Annotated in this window: 17 protein-coding genes and 3 pseudogenes; 16 read left to right on the top strand and 4 right to left on the bottom strand. The window is 40.5% G+C overall.

Features of this window, described 5'->3' with window-relative positions:
- Positions 1 to 210, bottom strand: a 210-nt coding sequence (locus tag B4U84_RS30205) for a hypothetical protein (protein ID WP_207390883.1), incomplete at its 3' end; no start/stop codon positions are given.
- Positions 211 to 431: 221 nt separating this feature from the next.
- Here B4U84_RS30205 and B4U84_RS00165 point away from each other — a divergent pair.
- A complete protein-coding gene (locus tag B4U84_RS00165; RefSeq protein WP_131114860.1) occupies positions 432 to 893 on the top strand; it encodes a hypothetical protein in 462 nt (153 codons plus the stop codon).
- Positions 894 to 1,131: 238 nt separating this feature from the next.
- On the opposite strand, the gene B4U84_RS00160 is transcribed toward B4U84_RS00165, so the two are convergent.
- Positions 1,132 to 1,536, bottom strand: coding sequence for a thiol-disulfide oxidoreductase DCC family protein (locus tag B4U84_RS00160; protein WP_017312608.1), 405 nt, complete (start codon positions 1,534 to 1,536; stop codon positions 1,132 to 1,134).
- A gap of 159 nt (positions 1,537 to 1,695) precedes the next feature.
- On the opposite strand from B4U84_RS00160, the gene B4U84_RS00155 reads away from it, so the two are divergent.
- The 3 genes from B4U84_RS00155 to B4U84_RS00145 all read left to right on the top strand — a co-directional run bounded on the left by B4U84_RS00155 (position 1,696) and on the right by B4U84_RS00145 (position 4,856).
- Positions 1,696 to 2,748 (top strand): aldo/keto reductase, encoded by a 1,053-nt coding sequence (locus B4U84_RS00155; RefSeq protein WP_131114857.1) that lies wholly within the window; start codon positions 1,696 to 1,698, stop codon positions 2,746 to 2,748.
- 152 nt (positions 2,749 to 2,900) lie between these two features.
- Positions 2,901 to 3,464 (top strand): DNA starvation/stationary phase protection protein Dps, encoded by a 564-nt coding sequence (gene dps / locus B4U84_RS00150; RefSeq protein WP_017312610.1) that lies wholly within the window; start codon positions 2,901 to 2,903, stop codon positions 3,462 to 3,464.
- A 675-nt stretch (positions 3,465 to 4,139) separates the two neighbouring features.
- A complete protein-coding gene (locus B4U84_RS00145) occupies positions 4,140 to 4,856 on the top strand; it encodes a pirin family protein (protein ID WP_017312611.1) in 717 nt (238 codons plus the stop codon).
- A gap of 57 nt (positions 4,857 to 4,913) precedes the next feature.
- Here B4U84_RS00145 and B4U84_RS00140 read toward each other — a convergent pair whose 3' ends face one another.
- Together B4U84_RS00140 and B4U84_RS00135 are read right to left on the bottom strand one after the other, a co-directional pair.
- Complete coding sequence (locus B4U84_RS00140; RefSeq protein ID WP_131114855.1) at positions 4,914 to 6,899, bottom strand: HAMP domain-containing sensor histidine kinase; 1,986 nt, start codon at positions 6,897 to 6,899, stop codon at positions 4,914 to 4,916.
- A 16-nt stretch (positions 6,900 to 6,915) separates the two neighbouring features.
- Entirely contained in the window at positions 6,916 to 7,785 is an 870-nt protein-coding gene (locus B4U84_RS00135) for a substrate-binding domain-containing protein (RefSeq protein ID WP_131114853.1), read from the bottom strand.
- Positions 7,786 to 9,140: 1,355 nt separating this feature from the next.
- Between B4U84_RS00135 and nifB the strand changes: the two genes are divergently transcribed.
- From nifB to B4U84_RS00080, 12 genes and pseudogenes are all read left to right on the top strand, one after another.
- Entirely contained in the window at positions 9,141 to 10,589 is a 1,449-nt protein-coding gene (gene nifB, locus B4U84_RS00130) for a nitrogenase cofactor biosynthesis protein NifB (RefSeq protein WP_131114850.1), read from the top strand.
- 143 nt (positions 10,590 to 10,732) lie between these two features.
- Positions 10,733 to 11,074, top strand: a complete 342-nt coding sequence (locus B4U84_RS00125; RefSeq protein ID WP_131114848.1) for a 4Fe-4S binding protein — start codon at positions 10,733 to 10,735, stop codon at positions 11,072 to 11,074.
- A gap of 75 nt (positions 11,075 to 11,149) precedes the next feature.
- The gene (gene nifS / locus B4U84_RS00120; protein ID WP_131114846.1) at positions 11,150 to 12,355 is read left to right on the top strand and encodes a cysteine desulfurase NifS; all 1,206 of its coding nucleotides are present in this window, start codon (positions 11,150 to 11,152) and stop codon (positions 12,353 to 12,355) included.
- Between the two features lie 81 nt (positions 12,356 to 12,436).
- Positions 12,437 to 13,357 carry a Fe-S cluster assembly protein NifU gene (nifU, locus tag B4U84_RS00115; protein ID WP_131114845.1) on the top strand — a complete coding sequence of 307 codons (921 nt, stop codon included), beginning with the start codon at positions 12,437 to 12,439 and terminating at the stop codon, positions 13,355 to 13,357.
- Between the two features lie 184 nt (positions 13,358 to 13,541).
- Positions 13,542 to 13,895 (top strand): group I truncated hemoglobin, encoded by a 354-nt coding sequence (locus B4U84_RS00110; RefSeq protein ID WP_017312620.1) that lies wholly within the window; start codon positions 13,542 to 13,544, stop codon positions 13,893 to 13,895.
- A 193-nt stretch (positions 13,896 to 14,088) separates the two neighbouring features.
- Positions 14,089 to 14,232 (top strand): hypothetical protein, encoded by a 144-nt coding sequence (locus B4U84_RS31075; RefSeq protein ID WP_017312621.1) that lies wholly within the window; start codon positions 14,089 to 14,091, stop codon positions 14,230 to 14,232.
- A gap of 3 nt (positions 14,233 to 14,235) precedes the next feature.
- The gene (nifH, locus tag B4U84_RS00100; RefSeq protein ID WP_196797878.1) at positions 14,236 to 15,126 is read left to right on the top strand and encodes a nitrogenase iron protein; all 891 of its coding nucleotides are present in this window, start codon (positions 14,236 to 14,238) and stop codon (positions 15,124 to 15,126) included.
- Between the two features lie 174 nt (positions 15,127 to 15,300).
- Positions 15,301 to 16,098 (top strand): annotated as a pseudogene (locus B4U84_RS00095) (nitrogenase component 1); the annotation flags it as partial.
- 121 nt (positions 16,099 to 16,219) lie between these two features.
- The gene (locus B4U84_RS00090; RefSeq protein WP_017312623.1) at positions 16,220 to 16,588 is read left to right on the top strand and encodes a hypothetical protein; all 369 of its coding nucleotides are present in this window, start codon (positions 16,220 to 16,222) and stop codon (positions 16,586 to 16,588) included.
- 277 nt (positions 16,589 to 16,865) lie between these two features.
- Positions 16,866 to 17,021, top strand: a complete 156-nt coding sequence (locus B4U84_RS30200; protein ID WP_155950686.1) for a hypothetical protein — start codon at positions 16,866 to 16,868, stop codon at positions 17,019 to 17,021.
- A gap of 362 nt (positions 17,022 to 17,383) precedes the next feature.
- Positions 17,384 to 17,902, top strand: a pseudogene (locus B4U84_RS00085) (transposase); the annotation flags it as partial.
- Positions 17,903 to 18,031: 129 nt separating this feature from the next.
- A pseudogene (locus B4U84_RS00080) lies at positions 18,032 to 18,349 on the top strand (IS5/IS1182 family transposase); the annotation flags it as partial.
- Positions 18,350 to 18,396 lie beyond the last annotated feature (47 nt).

Raw genomic sequence — 18,396 nt, 5'->3', positions numbered from 1 at the left:
AGTCTGTTCGTTGAAAACACGAGTCTGTTCGTTGAAAACACGAGTCTGTTCGTTGAAAACATGAGTCTGTTCGTTGAAAACACGAGTCTGTTTATTGAAAACATGAGTCTGTTCGTTGAAAACACAAGTGCGTAGCGATCGCACTCGTAAAGCCATCATTACTCGGTTAAAATCGATAATACTCCCAGACAACCAAATATCCTTATGCACAGAATAGACAATTTGTACAGTGCGTAAGTTCTATGTCGTATTCTTTTTTCAAATTGGTATTACCTTAACCTCTCACTGATGTGGCGCAGCTTATTTTATCAGTGGTGATGATCTCAATAAACTAAAAGGTCGTTAAGAAGGAACAGGGAACAGAGAACTCGTCATATAAAGAAGTCATAATTTGTTACATTGCAAAAACAGATGAATTGGTGAGGATAAACATGCGATTTTTACTGTGGGGAGTCATTGCTAGCTTAGGAATTTTACCATTGCCAGCCCTCGCACAGGCACAAAAACAGGTATCTGATACCCAAGTAGCAGCGATGGTGGAAGCATTACGATTAGCTGCACCGAATACAGGTAAAGCCAATGATGGCTATTATAGTGATTGGCAAGTCAAGCCAGAAACCCTTAAGGGTTGGTCAAGAAATTGTTTGAAAAAAGAAGTTACGCCAACACAATTTGAAAATAATCCAGAATTGGCACGTCAAGTTATTTCATGTATTATGCAGCGTGAGTTGAATACTCAGTATGCAGCGAGCAAAAGTAATGAAATCGGTGCTGTACGTGGGGCTGCTTGTTGGTGGATGACTGGTAATTATACAGGCTGTAACAGTGGTTTTACTGCTGCTTATGTACAAAAAGTTGTTGGCTATTATCAACAACAGCGTTCTAAAACGTAAAAGGAAGTAAAAGGAAGTTCAAAAAAACGCCTGCGATTGAAATCGCAGTCTTATAGCAAAAGTCTGCTTTAAGCAGACTGTTTGATTTTGTGAAGTCGTCTGAAGACGACTTGTGCTACTAGCAAAGGGTTTAAACCCTTTGCTTTACGGTATTTTGAAAAAATTGGGATGCTCCCCTCATTACAAACGTATTAAAGTTGGTGTGGTTCGCGTATTTTGTCCGAAAAAATAACTCAGTTCAAAATTTGCAATTATTTTCCGCACAATATACTGAGTGATAAGTACTAGAACGCTTGCCAAACAGACTATAACGATTGTCGCGGACTTGTTCGTAAATGCGATCGCCTGTCCATTTTACCCCAGGTAAAGCCCGATACGCATCCACAAACACACTACCAAACGGTAATATACGGCCAATTTCTTCCGCCGCAGCGCTACCTTGCCAACGTTGTTCCGGCGCATTAGCATTAATCAAAATCACACCCAACTCACAATCTTCAGGTGTAATTCCCCATTCTTGCAGTGTTTGCTGATCTTGCATCGGAATGTAGCGAAATAGCTTACCTTTATCTAGATTTTCCAGCAGTTGTACCCAGGTAACGCAAAGATTGCAATTTCCGTCATAGATTATGTAGTAGTTCATAGTCATTAGTCATTGGTTATTAGTCGTTAGAATGTAGAGACGCAAAATTTCGCGTCTCTACTATCCACCAAAAGTAAGATATTGGCATTTTTAGCAAGAACAGACAAGAAAATTATACGGGTATTCGCTAAACTCTATTTTGGCAAGTAAGAGGTAGTCATGAGATATAAACTCTTGGGTAAAAGCGGGTTACGAGTATCTGAACTCTGCTTAGGAACCATGACTTTTGGTGAAGACTGGGGTTGGGGTGCGTCCCAAGATGAAAGTCGCAAAGTCTTTGATGCTTTTGTCGAAGCTGGTGGTAATTTTATAGATACCGCTAATGGTTACACTGATGGATCTAGTGAAAAGATTGTTGGTGAATTCATCGCTTCGGAACGGGAACGCTTTGTAGTTGCAACTAAGTATTCGTTTCCTGTGCAAATGAATAACCACAAAAACAACCCTAATGGTAGTGGGAATCATCGCAAAAGCATGATGGAGTCCCTAGAAGGGAGCTTAAAACGCCTCAACACTGATTATATAGATTTATTTTGGTTGCACGCTTGGGATTTTATGACCCCTATCGAAGAAATCATGCGTGCTTTTGATGACCTTGTACGTCAAGGAAAAGTATTATACATCGGTATTTCCGATGCACCTGCTTGGGTAGTTGCTCAAGCGAATACTTTGGCGCAGTTCCACGGCTGGACACCATTTGTCGCTCTCCAAATCGAGTATAATTTGTTGCAGAGAACTCCAGAGCGAGATTTACTACCAATGGCAAAAGCCTTTGACTTAGCTGTATTACCTTGGTCTCCTTTAGGTGGTGGCGTATTAACAGGTAAATACAATCAGAGTCAGGGTAATAGTAATGAACAAGGGCGACTTGCAACTACTGCTGGTGGAAATATTTCCGACCGTGCTTTAGCGATCGCCGAAGTTGTTACCCAAGTCGCCCAAGAAATTGGACGCACACCTTCCCAAGTCGCCCTGGCTTGGTTACGCGCTCAATCTGGTGTAATTATTCCTATTATTGGGGCGCGGAAATTATCGCAGATTCAAGATAATTTAGCTTGTGTTGACATTCATCTGTCACCAGAACATTTGCAACGTCTCAATCAAATTAGCCAAGTTGAACTTGGTTTTCCCCATGAGTTTTTGCAGAATGATCTGATACGCGATCGCCTCTTTGGTGGCACATTTAACTTAATAGACAATCACCATTCTTGATGTTAGTAGGGGCGTCTACTAGAATGCAATTATTTTATAGCGACAAGCTCAAAATACCATCTGTCGTCAGAGAGTTTCTTACAGCAGCGTAGAATCTGTACACTTGTCTTGTCGATCCAAAACAACAGAACTAAAAAAAGAGAGTTAGGACTATGGCTGATCAGCTTTCATCACGTCTTTATCCCAGTCGTATTGACCTTCCTGCTGATGCACGTGTCAAAATCGTTGAGCTCCTTAACCAAACTTTAGCCGCAACAACAGACCTCAAAACTCAGACAAAACAAGCGCACTGGAACGTCAAAGGAACCGATTTCTACCAACTGCATGAATTGTTTGATGAAATTGCAGGTGAGTTAGAAGAGTACGTTGACATGTTTGCAGAAAGAATCACCGCTTTAGGTGGTTATGCTTGTGGTACAGCCCGGATGGCAGCAGCTAATTCTATTTTGCCAGAATATCCAGTTGATATTTTGGATGGTATACAACATGTTACCGCCTTGGCAGACCGCTTTGCACCCTATGCTAAACATATCAGACAAGCGATCGACACAACCAATGACTTAGGTGATGCAGATACAGCCGATCTTTACACTGAAGTATCTCGCACAATTGACAAACGGCTGTGGTTCTTAGAAGCTCATCTGCAAGCAGCAGAAGTAAAATCAGAAAATGGTGCTACAACTGCTAAAACTAAAGAAAAAGTTGCTGTTAAATAATTAAGACTGTTTAGTTAATGATTAGGGGCGCACAACTGTGCGCCCGTATATTAATCAATAGACATCTGGTGAAATTAAATATACGTTATCCAGAATCCTGGTAGAGACGTAGCACTGCTACGTCTCTACATTCTTTTTCACGCCTATGTCTAATAGTTAACGAGGACGCAAAATTTACGCCCTCAACAATCAACTTTTTTTTAGGTACGTTATGCTCAGTGCAACGTACCATTTTTTATAATTTCTCCGTTGCTTGTAATTTCATGTAATTAGGATACAAAGAACAGTAACTTTTTGGTAACTACCTTACTTTTAAGTGTCTACTTTTCATTTGGAAGACATATACTCTAATATTGAAATAGGTAAAAACCAGGGTAAAAATAAATCAATCAGTAAATCATGCTTATGTTATTCAAATTTGATTAATAGTAATTTAACCTCTAGTGAAATATATGTCAAAACTGATTTTTTAGCAATATAGCGGTCTGTAAATTGTCAGTTATTCATTTAAATCACCGCATATTGCTCATTATCAAACTAGAAACTCAGAAATTTTTTGTACACAATAATTGGAGAAAATCGACCACTGATACACACAGATTAATAATGTGTTATGTGTTAAATTAATCTCCTTGTCTCCCTTGTCTTCCTTTCAATCAATTTACGGAGTAAATTATGGCTTCCAACACTAAAACCCATCTAATTCATGATAGAAATGCACGTGGTCGTACTCAAACAGGATGGCTCGATAGTTACCATACATTTTCCTTTGGTAACTTTTATGATCCTAATCGCATAGCATTTCGTTCTTTGCGTGTCATTAACGATGACCGGATAGTTCCTGGTGCAGGTTTTCCTACCCATGGTCATAAAGACATGGAAATTCTCACCTATGTCATAGAAGGTGCGATTGAGCATAAAGATAGTTTAGGTAATGGTTCAATCATTCGTCCAGGAGAAGCACAAATTATGAGTGCTGGAACTGGAATTTTACACAGCGAATTTAATCCTTCTGATACAGAACCAACCCACTTATTGCAAATTTGGATTATTCCCAATCAGCAAAAACTACAACCGAGATATGACCAAAAAGCTTTTCCTATTGAAGAAAGAAAAGGGAAATTACGCTTAATAGCAGCAAAAGATGGACGTGATGGTGCTGTGAAAATTTTCCAAGATGTTGATTTGTACACATCTGTTTTAGAAGCAGGTGATGTTGTGAATTACCATCTTTTACCTAACCGTTATGGTTGGTTGCAAATCGCCAAAGGTGTCGCCAAACTCAATGGTGAAGAACTCCGAGGAGGTGATGGTGTGCAAATGAATGGCGAAGAACGACTAGAAATTACCACTGATGTCGGTGCAGAAATCTTGTTGTTTGATTTAGGCTAAAAGGTAACAGTTCGTAGTGAGCGCTACCCTGCGGAAACGCTGCGCGTATAGCGCTCATTACCCAATAGGAATTGTAATCACAAACTCTGTACCCTTTTCTGATAATGAAATACATCGTAATGATCCGCTATGTTTTTCAGTAATGATCTGATAGCTAATTGATAATCCAATACCAGTTCCCTTTCCAATAGTTTTAGTAGTGAAAAAAGGATCGAAGATGCGATTTTGTATTTCTTGTGGAATTCCTGTTCCGTTATCAGCAATACGAATGATCATCTTGTCATTTCTACATTCAGAAATAATGCGAATTGAAGGATTTGGACAAAGACCATTTTCCCAAGCTTCATCTAAAGCATCAACTGCATTTGCTAAGATGTTCATAAATACCTGATTTAATTGACCTACAAAACATTTGACGCGAGCTATTTCACAATATTCTTTGATCAATGTAATTGGCGGACGATGAGTTTGTGCTTTGAGCCGATGTTGCAAAATTAATATAGTACTGTCTATGCATTCATGCAAATCCGCAGTTTTAAATTCAGCTTCATCTAAGCGAGAGAAGATTCGCAAAGAAAGGACTATTTGATGAATGCGTTCAGCACCTACTTTCATTGAAATCAGCAATTTGAGTAAATCTTCTACAAGATATTCAATTTCAATTTCTTCTAGCACATTTTCAATGTCTGGGTTTGGATCAGGGTAGTGTTGTTGATAAAGTTGAATCAAACGCAGTAGGTCTTTAATGTATTTATCAGCATATTCAATGTTACCGTAAATGAAGGAAACAGGGTTATTGATTTCATGAGCAACTCCAGCTACTAACTGTCCCAAAGAAGACATTTTTTCGCTTTGAATTAGTTGCAATTGAGTTTGTTCAAGTTCATGGATAGTCTGTTTTAAATCAAGATTTTTTTGCTGAATCTCTTGTGTTCTTTCCTCGACTTTTTGTTCTAAATTTTGGTTATACAATTCTAACTTTAAGTTGGCTTCACGCTGTTCTATTAAAAGTTGCTTTACCTGTTGAATTAACTTATTCAAAGAAATAGCTAATATCCCAACTTCATCTTCAGTAATGATTGGAACTTGCAAATCAAAGTTAAAGTTTTGTGTAACTTGTTTAGCAATAAAGGTAACAGCTTTCAAGCGGCGGGTAATTGTTTTAGCAATAAAAAATCCGACCACTGTGACAAGTATACCTCCTAATAAAAACAAAAATACCAACCGTAGCCAAAGCATTCTTTGAGCAGTTTCTAGTTGAAGAGTGGGATAAAGTACAGTTATAGCAATAGACTGACTTGCACCAACAAAAACAACATTTTTTGCTAAATATCTTTGATTATCAATTATGATTTTGACGGTAGATAAATCTGATGGTGGAGGCTGCCATTTGATATGTTTAACTTTTGGTAATGTTGTTGCAAATATGCTATTTGATTTAATAGCAACCAATTGTTTAGAAGAACCATCAGCCATTTTTTGTAACGAGTTATCGTTTAGTAAATGACCAATGATAATTCCTCCTATTAATTTTGTTGAGGATTTAACCGGATGAATTACAACTTGCAGGACTTTTTGATTGTCTTCCACACTTACTAAATCATTAAAACTAGCTCCACCACTAGCACTATTAGTAATTACTTGATCGAATAGCTTCGCTTGTATCAGTTCTGCTTGCCGTGTATCCAGTAAAATATTACCCTTGGTATCGACCACCTTAATCCAATCTAAATCCAGAGCAGTTCTGAGGGGTAATAAAGTTTGTAGGAGTTTTTGTTTATCCTGCTGTTCGATCGCCAAACGAATTGTATCTCGGTCGGCGAGCAAATTGGCTTGTGTTTCCAGACTTTCTTGCTCATACTGCAAATCTTGGTGAACCCGATCCGCAAAACTTGCGACTTCCTGACGAAGACTCTGCTCAAGAAAATCCGTAAACCAATGTCCAACAATGAATAAACACAATATAAATACACTCAAACATACGCACAGAAATGGCAGAATAATCTTCTGGCTGAGATTGAGTTGAAAGCGAAATGTCCGCATGATGGTTGCTGAGAGTTTAATTACTAGGAATAAAACCTTTATTTTGCAGTAGTTTGGTACCTTCACCGCTAAAGATAAAATTAATAAATTTTTCAGTGCTAGGTGAAGGTGCTTTATTCCAAATTAGTCCAATATGACGCACCATCTGATATTTACCGTTACTAAGGTTTTCTTTGTTCGGAGCAACACCATTGAGACTCAGGCGGTTGATTGGTAGTTGATTGTTCACAGAATAAGCAAAAGAAAAAGCACCGATTGAATAAGGAGTGCTTTGTAAAGCCTCTATTAATTCTCCTTCTTTACTTAAAATTACGGCTTTAGTTGTGGTTTTGTCTTTACCCAAATAATATTTTCGCAATAACTTTTTGGCAGATTCATCTTCAGGTCTATCTAATACCACAATTTGGGCATTAGGTCCGCCTAACTCTTTCCAGTTAGTAATTTTTCCGGCGTAGATTGATTTCAACTGATCTGTTGTTACATTGGTAACACCTTCAACGCTGTTGTGAGTAGCAACTATGAGCATATCTTTTGCCAATTCACGATATTGAATTTTACCGTTATCCTCTTCAGGCTTGAGTTTATGACTGCTACTAGCAATATCAATAATGCTATTTTTCTGTGCTGCGATCGCTCCTTCAGATTGGCTCACAGATATAAATTCAATCTTGGTAGTTTGATTTTGGGATTGATAAGCTTGTGCTAATAATTTCACAATCGGTACTGTGGAGCTAGAACCACCTATTTTGACGGTTGATTGAGTTTGTGAATTATTCTGGCTGGTGAGTTGACTCGAATTTGTTGTCGTAGTCGATTTGACAGAATTACAGCTGCAAAGCCCTAAAAAGATCATTCCTAAAATTACTGGAATCCTAATTATTTTCATGGATCAATACCAATAAATATCCTTAGTTTTGTGATTCTGAGTTTAAAGTACCCCAGCACCAAAGCAAAGTAACAATGAAGTAGGTAAATTCAAGTAAATTGATATCAACCTACTTTTTGTGAAATTAGTGCAATGCGATCGCTTTAAAAGTAATGTAGAATAGTTGGTATATGGTTGGTATTGCCAACTATCGAACAAATAAGTTAAATCGACCAAAATAAACAGAACGCAAATTACGAAACGTAAATATCCTTCAAACCCTTACAAATGACCAATAATCAATGACAAATGACGACCCTCACCAGTAATTTCAGTTTCCCGCTCTATTTAGTAATTTTGAGCAATTGATAAAACAACTTTTGATGACGATTAAAGTTCAGCAGTAACTTTAGCTGTTATTTTTTGCAATTTATTCTCATCTCTGAGCCTTGAGAGTGTCTCTAAGTCGCTTTCAGTCAGCCTTTTGCAATACTCGCGTCTTGATTTTCTCCCAATAATTAAAAAATTTTAAATCGCATTTATTATCAAAAAAAAAGTGATATGTTGGATACAGAATTGAATTTCGCATATTTCTGGAGTAGTTGTCCGTAATCTGCTCCAGATTTCCAAACCCCAAAAACGCATTAATTAGTAAGCCTCTGGGTCGATGAGAAGAAGGCAGTCCCAATGAAAATAAGACTCCTCCTAAACCCACACACCCCCATACCCCTACACCCTTTTTCAAGCCAGTGAGTGCAACTTAAAAACAAGCTCAAAAAAACTTAATTTTATTTAAAACCCTTATTATGACTGGGTTTAAGGTGAGTACAAAAAGACTTGTCCCCTCCTCTATAAATGCTTGTACTTCCACCCCAAAATACTAGTACCCCTACCCAAAAAATTTTTCTGATCTTTCGTTATCCCCTCATAATCGAAGTTTGAAAATTTGAGTACAAACTTAATAATTTTAATAAATCTTATCCAAGTTGCAATCCAGTCTCCCTCTCTAACGGCTGATATAAAACATATATCGCCAATCACTTGACGCACCAATCAAGGAGCGATGAGTGAGTGGAGGGATGAGATAGCACCATGCCCCTGTGAACAGAAGTCGCGGCTGTCAGCGCAAATTCCACCCGTATCTTGTGCATGACACACCAGCCGAGAAAAATAGGGTTAATAGCCTACCCCGAACCCCGGTGGGCAGCGCTATAAACAGACGCGACTTCCATTCCTTACAAATCAGTGAACAGTGATTAATTTTTTGATAACTGTACAGAGGCGATGTTCCTTGCGTCTCTAGCTAACTGATAACTGGTTAGTGTTCCATCTCCCACAGTGGCTTTTGCCAGTCCATCGACACCTTGCGAAATTCAATGAATCTATCGTCTACAGGACTCGTCACCTCCCCAATTACGGAAACTACAATCGCATCGAAATCCAGTGGTTGCGGTAGCGGATGCAGCAGCAGCGACACCGGGGAAATGGATGAAAAACTTCAACAGCGCATTGCCAATCATCCCTGCTATAGCGAAGAAGCTCACCATCACTATGCTAGGTTGCATGTTGCAGTTGCTCCTGCTTGTAATATTCAGTGCAACTACTGTAATCGCAAATACGATTGTGCTAACGAAAGTCGTCCCGGCGTAGTTAGCGAATTGTTGACACCAGAAGAAGCAGCACACAAAGCTTTAGTGATTGCTGGCAAAATTCCCCAACTCACCGTTTTAGGAATTGCAGGCCCTGGTGATCCTCTAGCAAATCCAGAAAGGACTTTTCGCACCTTTGAGTTGATAGCAGAGAAAGCACCCGATATCAAACTTTGTTTATCAACCAACGGTTTAATGCTTCCCGAATATATTGATCGCATTAAACAATTAAATATAGATCACGTTACAATCACCATTAACATGGTGGACCCAGAAATCGGTGCTAAGATTTATCCTTGGGTTCACTACAAGCGCAAACGTTATAGAGGTATCGAAGGCGTAAAAATCCTCCACGAAAAACAAATGGAAGGATTGCAAGCCCTCAAAGAAGCCGATATTCTCTGCAAAGTCAACTCGGTGATGATTCCGGGAATTAATGACCAACATTTAGCAGAAGTTAATAAAGTCATTCGCTCCCACGGTGCATTCCTGCACAACATCATGCCATTAATTTCGGCGCCAGAACACGGCACTCATTTCGGCTTAACAGGACAGCGTGGTCCCACTCCCAAAGAATTAAAGGCAGTGCAAGACAGCTGTGCTGGTAACATGAAGATGATGCGCCACTGTCGTCAATGCCGTGCCGATGCGGTAGGATTATTGGGAGAAGACCGCAGCCAAGAATTTACTAAAGATAAATTCATGGCCATGGCTCCAGAATATGACCTTGCTCAACGTCAAGAAGTTCACGCAGGTATTGAGAAATTTAGAGAAGAACTCAAAGCTGCTAAACAATCTCTAGAGACGCGACATGTCGCGTCTATACAAAACGCGCCGAAAATTCTAGTTGCAGTTGCAACCAAAGGCGGTGGTTTAGTTAACCAACACTTCGGTCATGCTAAGGAATTCCAGGTGTACGAAGTCGATGGTAGGGAAGTCCGCTTTATCGGTCATCGTAAAATAGACCACTATTGCCAAGGTGGTTATGGCGAAACAGCTACTCTCGAAAATATTATCGAAGCGATCGCAGATTGCAAAGCGGTATTTGTTGCCAAAATCGGTGATTGTCCCCAAGAAAAATTGCATACAGCCGGTATCCAAACCGTTGAAACTTACGACACAATTGACAAGGCTGCTTTAGAGTTTTATCAGCAATACATCCAGGAAAAAGTTTAGTAGTTAAGAGTTAGTAGTTATTAGTTAGTAGTTGGTAGGTAATCACTAACCACTATCCACTAACTACTAACCAACAAATTCATTACCCAGCACTCATTACCCAAAACCCAATCCTCAATCTACTCTCTTCAATGGAGGATAGTATGGCTTACCAAATAACCAGCGAGTGCATTTCCTGCAATCTTTGTCAATCTGTATGTCCAACTGGTGCAATCAAAATAGATGGCGATCGTCCCTGGATTGATCCTGAACTTTGTACAAATTGCGTTGGTAGTATTCACACCGTACCTCAGTGCAAAGCTGGTTGTCCGACAAGCAATGGTTGCATAAAAGTTTCTACCGATTACTGGGAAAGCTGGTTTAACACTTATTACCCATTGGTCGCAAAATTAACAAAAAAACAAGATTATTGGGAAACTTGGTTTAATTTCTATTCCCAAAGATTCTCCGAGCAGTTAGAGAAACATCAACACCAAGTTGCCTAATTGTTGATAGATGGTTGTTGATTGTAACTAACAACCAACAACCAACAAACAAAATTTTAAACAAAATTGGAAGCAATGCAGAAAAATTGTATTTATTTGGATAATAATGCCACCACCAAAGTAGATCCTGAAGTTGTAGAGGCGATGCTACCTTACTTGACGGATTATTATGGTAATCCCTCTAGTATGCACACCTTTGGCGGACAAGTAAAAAAAGCAGTTAACAAAGCTCATGAACAAGTTGCTGCTCTCCTTGGTGCTGACGAATCAGAAATCATCTTCACTAGTGGTGGTACAGAAGGAGATAACGCCGCTATTCGAGCCGCACTGCTGGCGCAACCAGATAAGCGACACATTATCACTACCCAGGTAGAACACCCAGCAGTCCTAACTCTCTGTAAACAGTTGGAAAAGCAAGGTTATAATGTTACCTATCTCTCAGTAAATCACGCAGGGCAGTTAGACTTAAATGAACTAGAAGCTGCGCTTACTGGTAATACTGCTTTAGTCAGCATTATGTATGCTAACAACGAGACTGGCGTAGTTTTTCCCATTGAGCAGATTGGTTTGAGAGTTAAAGAAAGCGGCGCTCTTTTCCATGTGGACGCGGTGCAAGCAGTCGGTAAAATTCCGATGAACATGAAGACTAGCACCATTGATATGTTAACCATGTCCGGTCACAAAATTCATGCACCCAAAGGAATTGGTGCTTTATATGTGCGACGTGGTGTGAGATTTCGGCCGATGCTGATTGGTGGCGGACAACAACGCGGTAGAAGGGCGGGAACAGAAAATGTTTCAGGAGTTGTAGCTCTTGGTAAAGCTGCCGAATTAGAGTTATTACATTTAGAAACAGCAACCGCCAGAGAAAGAAAACTGCGCGATCGCTTAGAACAAACTATTATTGCAACTATTCCCGACTGCCAAGTCAACGGTGATTCTACGCAGAGATTGCCCAACACCACGAACATAGGCTTCAAGTACATTGAAGGTGAAGCAATTCTCCTCCATCTCAACAAACACGGTATTTGTGCATCATCTGGTTCTGCTTGCAGTTCTGGCTCTTTGGAACCTTCTCACGTTTTGCGAGCAATGGGATTACCCTATACCATTCTGCACGGTTCGATTCGCTTCAGTCTTTGTCGTTATACCACAGACGCCGAAATTGATGCTGTGCTAGCAGTGATATCTGGTATTATTGAACACCTACGCGCCCTCTCACCCTTCAAGAATGACGAAGCAAGTTGGCTGCAAGAACGGTCAATGGTCATTAGTCATTAGTCATTGGTCATTAGTAAATGACACATGGCTTCCCGCAGGGTAGGACAAATGACAAATGACAAATGACAAAGGACAAAAATAATGTGGGACTATACAGATAAAGTATTGGAACTGTTCTACAATCCCCAACATCAGGGAGCAATAGAAGATAAGGGTGAAGCAGGAATTAAAGTTGCTGTGGGTGATGTGGGTAGCATTGCTTGTGGAGACGCCCTCAGACTGCACCTGAAAGTTGAGGAAAATACAGAGAAAATCCTTGAGGCTCGTTTTCAAACTTTTGGTTGTACCAGTGCGATCGCTTCATCTGAAGCTCTGGTAGAACTAATCAAGGGTAAAACTTTAGATGAAGCCCTTAAGGTTACTAATAAAGAAATTGCTAATTACTTGGGTGGTTTACCAGAAGCAAAAATGCACTGCTCGGTAATGGGACAAGAAGCGCTAGAAGCAGCTATTTATAATTACCGAGGTATCCCCCTAGACACTCATGAAGATGATGACGAAGGAACGCTAATTTGTACTTGCTTTGGTATTAGTGACGCCAAAATCCGACGGGTAATTGTTGAAAATAACCTTACCACCGCCGAAGAAGTGACAAATTACGTCAAAGCTGGTGGCGGATGCGGATCTTGTCTAGCAAATATTGATGACATTATTGTATCTGTGCAAAAAGAAAAAGCATCCGCCACTGCTGTAAGTAATTCCCTCAGTCAGACTAATGGAAAGTCAGCCGTAAAACCACTGACGCCAGTGCAAAAAATAGCACTAATTCAAAGAGTGTTAGATGAAGAAGTTAGACCCGTTTTGATTGCCGACGGGGGAGATGTAGAACTATTCGATGTAGAAGGCATTAGCGAAGCTGGACGTGAAAGCATTCTTCGCGTCAAAGTGATACTAAAAGGTGCTTGCGGTTCTTGTTCTAGCAGCACAGCCACATTAAAGATTGCGATCGAATCTAGACTACGCGATCGTGTAAGCAAAGATCTTATAGTCGAAGCAGTTTAGTTATTACTTTTGAACTTACGCACTCTACAAATATGTCCTAAGATGTGCATCAGCCAAGAACAAAAAGTAGGATTTGATCAATTATGATAGTCTGCTTCTCAATGCTTCAAAAAGCACATAGGCGAGGGTATTAAGTCCTAAAGTGCAAATTTCATTATCCAATTCGCTTCAAAGGACAAGGATTATGACATTGTACAACAATCTTGGTGGAGAGCAAGGTATCGGACAAATAGTAGATGATTTCTACAAACGTGTCATGGCTGACAACACCCTCAATCACTTTTTCGCTCATACAGATATGCAAAAACAGCGTCGTCTGCAAATTTCTTTCTTCTCTAAGATTTTTGAGGGTCCAGACCAATACACTGGTCGCCCAATGGAGAAAACACACATGGGTATGAGCCTACAGCCACAACACTTCGATGCTATTTCAAAGCACCTTCGTGAAGCAATGGCTACCCGTGGAGTATCAGCAGAAGACACAAACGCTGCACTTGCTCGTGTCTCAGCTTTGAAGGACGCTATTTTGAACAAGTGATTGAACTTACCATTGATTGTTGACGAATAGTTACGTCAAGTCCTACTTAGTCTTTTAACTTGATGCACATCACGACATATTTGTAAAGTGCCTAAGCTCTATGTTTATTAGTTATTGGTCATTAGTCATTGGTCATTAGTAAAACACAAATGACTAATGACTAAGGACAACCAGAAATTAACCAACTAACTTTATGTACTACAACAATAATGTTTTTGCTGTAGAGCGAGCACCACCATCGGTGACGTTCTATAAAGCGGTCACTGCTGACCCAACTAAAGTGAACCTAAACACAAATCCTCTAGACCCACCAAACCAACCAATTGCAGGAGAATAATTAATCATGACTGAGAATATTAGACAGATCGCTTTCTACGGTAAAGGCGGTATCGGTAAGTCTACAACTTCTCAAAATACCCTTGCCGCTATGGCAGAAATGGGTCAGCGGATTATGATTGTCGGATGTGATCCTAAAGCTGACTCTACCCGTTTGATGCTTCACAGTAAAGCTCAAACCACTGTGCTGCACTTAGCAGCAGAAAGAGGTGCAGTAGAAGACTTAGAACTCGAAGAAGTAATGTTAAAAGGTTTCCGTGATGTTAAGTGCGTGGAATCTGGTGGTCCCGAACCCGGTGTAGGTTGTGCTGGTCGTGGTATCATCACTGCCATTAACTTCTTGGAAGAAAACGGTGCATACCAAGACTTAGACTTCGTATCATACGACGTATTGGGTGACGTTGTGTGTGGTGGTTTCGCTATGCCTATTCGTGAAGGTAAAGCACAAGAAATCTACATCGTTACCTCTGGTGAAATGATGGCGATGTACGCTGCAAACAACATCGCTCGCGGTATTTTGAAGTATGCTCACTCTGGTGGTGTACGTTTAGGTGGTTTGATTTGTAACAGCCGTAAAGTTGACCGGGAAGCTGAACTAATCGAAAACCTGGCTGAAAGACTCAACACCCAGATGATCCACTTCGTACCTCGTGACAACATCGTTCAACACGCTGAGTTGCGTCGGATGACCGTTAACGAATACGCGCCCGACAGTAACCAATCTCAGGAATATCGTGCATTAGCTAAGAAAATCATCAACAACACCAAGCTCACCATTCCTACTCCAATGGAAATGGATGAACTAGAAGCTCTGTTGATTGAATACGGTATTCTTGACGACGATACCAAGCACGCAGAAATCATCGGCAAACCAGCTGAAGCTTCTGCTAAGTAATCCTAACACTCTCAATCAGAGATAGGAAAAGTATGAAGTACGAAGTATGAAGCATGAAATTGTCCCTTCTTTCAGCCTTCATCCTTCTACCTTCATCCTTCCTCCTTCCTCTTCCCTAATCCTCCTTCCTATACCTGCAATTACCCTAACCCATAAGTCTAACCGAGGCAGACAATGACACCTCCAGAAAACAAGAACCTCATAGAAGAACATAAAGAACTAATTAAAGACGTTCTCCAAGCTTACCCTGAAAAATCTCGCAAAAAGCGGGAAAAACACCTCAACGTCCACGAAGAAGGCAAATCAGATTGCGGTGTTAAGTCTAACATCAAATCAGTTCCTGGTGTAATGACCGCTCGTGGTTGTGCCTATGCAGGTTCCAAGGGTGTGGTTTGGGGTCCGATTAAGGACATGGTTCACATCAGCCACGGTCCAGTTGGTTGCGGTTACTGGTCTTGGTCTGGTCGTCGTAACTACTATGTTGGTAAAACTGGTGTTGATAGCTTTGGCACCATGCATTTTACCTCCGATTTCCAAGAACGTGACATCGTTTTTGGTGGTGACAAAAAGCTCACGAAGATGATTCAAGAAATTGAAGAACTCTTCCCTCTCAACCGTGGTATCAGTGTTCAGTCTGAATGTCCTATTGGTCTGATTGGAGATGACATCGAAGCTGTAGCAAAAAAAGCTGCTAAAGAAATTAACAAGCCCGTTGTACCTGTACGTTGTGAAGGTTTCCGGGGTGTATCTCAGTCTTTAGGACACCACATCGCTAACGATGCTATCCGTGACCACATGTTCCCTCGCTTTGACAAAGCGAAAAAGGAAAATACACTCACCATTGAACCTGGTCCCTACGATGTAGCCCTGATTGGTGACTACAACATCGGTGGTGATGCTTGGGCAAGCCGTATGTTACTAGAAGAAATGGGCTTGCGTGTTGTTGCTCAGTGGTCTGGTGAAAACGCGCTATGACTAACAAAAAGCCGAGACGCTCGCAGCTTACTGTTCCCCAGTCACCATAACGTTATAGTGACTCAAAGTAGAAAAAGTAGTATCGGTAAAGAATCGGAAGTGAATCGGCAGGTACAAAATGGATAGCCCGATATGGGAAAGGCAGGAAAATGAGACACCTAAAAGGTGGAAAGCTTTTCAGGTTTACCGAGATATGGGTGCGGATAGGTCGCTTGCTAAGGTAGCGATCGCACTTGGTAAGCCACCAGGATACAAGCGTCCACTAGAATACTGGGCTACCCAACACAATTGGGTAGAGCGATGCCGCGAGTATGACCTTTACCTTGACCGCCTTAACCGTTCTTTTAGGGAAACTGAAAAAAGAATGGAGTATGCCTCTCGCACAGAAGCCTACCGAGAGGAAAGTGAACGCATTGGTGCGGCGATGGTTGCGACAATGAAGGTAGAAAACTGGGGATGCTCGGCTCAATTTGAGCCTACCATCTAGAATGGCTACAAAAGAGTTAGGACTAGCCCTTTAAAGGTGGAGCAAAATTCTCAACAATCAACTCCTCTGTAAGCTCTTATCTCTGTGTTCTCTGTGCCTATGCGGTTAAATAAATAACTTTTAAACCGCAGAGAACGCAGAGAGCGCAGAGAGGAAAAAAGAGATTTTATGAGTCACCTTGAAAGGGCTAGTCCTAAGAGTTACGCGATAGTAGCTCCAAAATGGAGCTACTATCCAAGACCCCATAGACAGAAAACCTGATTATGGGCTTTATTTTTTGTTACAAACTGCTTGCATAGAGCTTGCGATCGCCTACTACTACGAACAGCTTGGGCTGTATTTCCCTGAGTATAGAGAAATCCGCCAGCGTTGGGAAAAGCCAAGGCAGGCAATACTCAAGCTCTACGGCGATCGCACCGCCGCCGTCGCCTAATAATGGAAGTACCTTTACTACTGATAGGTCAGCCGCGCTCTGATACGCGGCTTTTTCATAGTCAACGTAACGTTACGCTGACTAAGGGTGCGGGTGACATACTATAGAACAAATCAGTTGCAAAATATCAGCTGATATCTTGCACCTACCGGGTAAACCCAGAAATAACAAATAAAAACTGTAAAAATATGACAGTAGATAAATCGCTTGTCCTAAGTAGGGTCTGCTGAGAAAGTAGAAAAAGGTAACACTGTGAGGATTGTAAACCGGAAAAATCTTGTTAAGTGCAAGAAGAAAGCGTAGAATAGCTTAAAACCCTTGCATAACCGTTCGTGGTCAGTACAATGGTATAATTAGCAACCATGTACAGAAAACAAGAAGAACCTGCAATTCCACCAGAAAACTTTGAACTTCCCTTTGAGGGAAAGTTATCAGAAGAGAATCGTTGGGTAATTATGGCTTCGTTAATACCTTGGTCGGAGTTTGAAGAGGAATATGCTTCATTTTTTGATGAAGAAATGGGTGCACCAGCTAAATCGTTTCGGATGGCTAATGGTGCCTTAATAATTAAAGAGAAACTTGGAATAAGCGATAGGGAGACAGTAGAGCAAATCAAGGAGAACCCTTATCTACAGTATTTTATAGGGATGTCGTCCTATAGTAATGAAACTCCATTTGATGCATCAATGTTAGTACATTTTCGTGAAAGAATAAGTGTAAGTCTGGTAAACAAAGTGAATCAAGAAATGGTGAAGAAGATGACAGAAACAACATCTTCTCAACCGTCTCAAAAAAAAATAGAAGAAAAAGAAAAAGAAATAAGTGAACCAAAAAATCGTGGGAAATTAATATTGGATGCGACTTGTGCACCTGGTGATATCAGCTATGGCACTTACTCGTAATAAAATGCCCAGCCGTATTAAATATATTTTGGCATCCGCCCAAAGATTTAGGCGCTTTCGCCCTTCAGGCGAAAGCGACGGCTGGGCATTTTATTATTTGGAGATCCCTATCCGACAGACCTAGGGCTATTAAATCAAGCCAGAAAGCAGACAGAAAAAATTATCGACTCTCTTTATGAACAGATAAAGGGGCAATTAGAGAAAAAACCAAGAACCTATCGGGAAATAGCGAGAAGAGACTATCTAGAAGTAGCGAAGAAACGTCGGGTGTCACAAAAAGAAAGAAGAAAAGCGATTAAAAAACAACTCCAATATATTAAAAGAAACTTATCTTATATTGAGCAGCTAATCCTGTCAGGGGCAACTCTTGAAAGTTTAAGTAAAATCCAATATAAGATGTTGCTAGTAGTCGCAGAAGTCTATCGGGCGTTGCATCATTGCGGGATGATATGCGGTTTTTTCCTACATTTTGA

The sequence above is a fragment of the Westiellopsis prolifica IICB1 genome, from assembly GCF_004323185.1.
GTDB lineage: Bacteria > Cyanobacteriota > Cyanobacteriia > Cyanobacteriales > Nostocaceae > Pelatocladus > Pelatocladus prolificus_A.
Note: the sequence above shows the minus strand (reverse complement) of the source record. Positions and strands in the feature narration are given on the sequence as shown.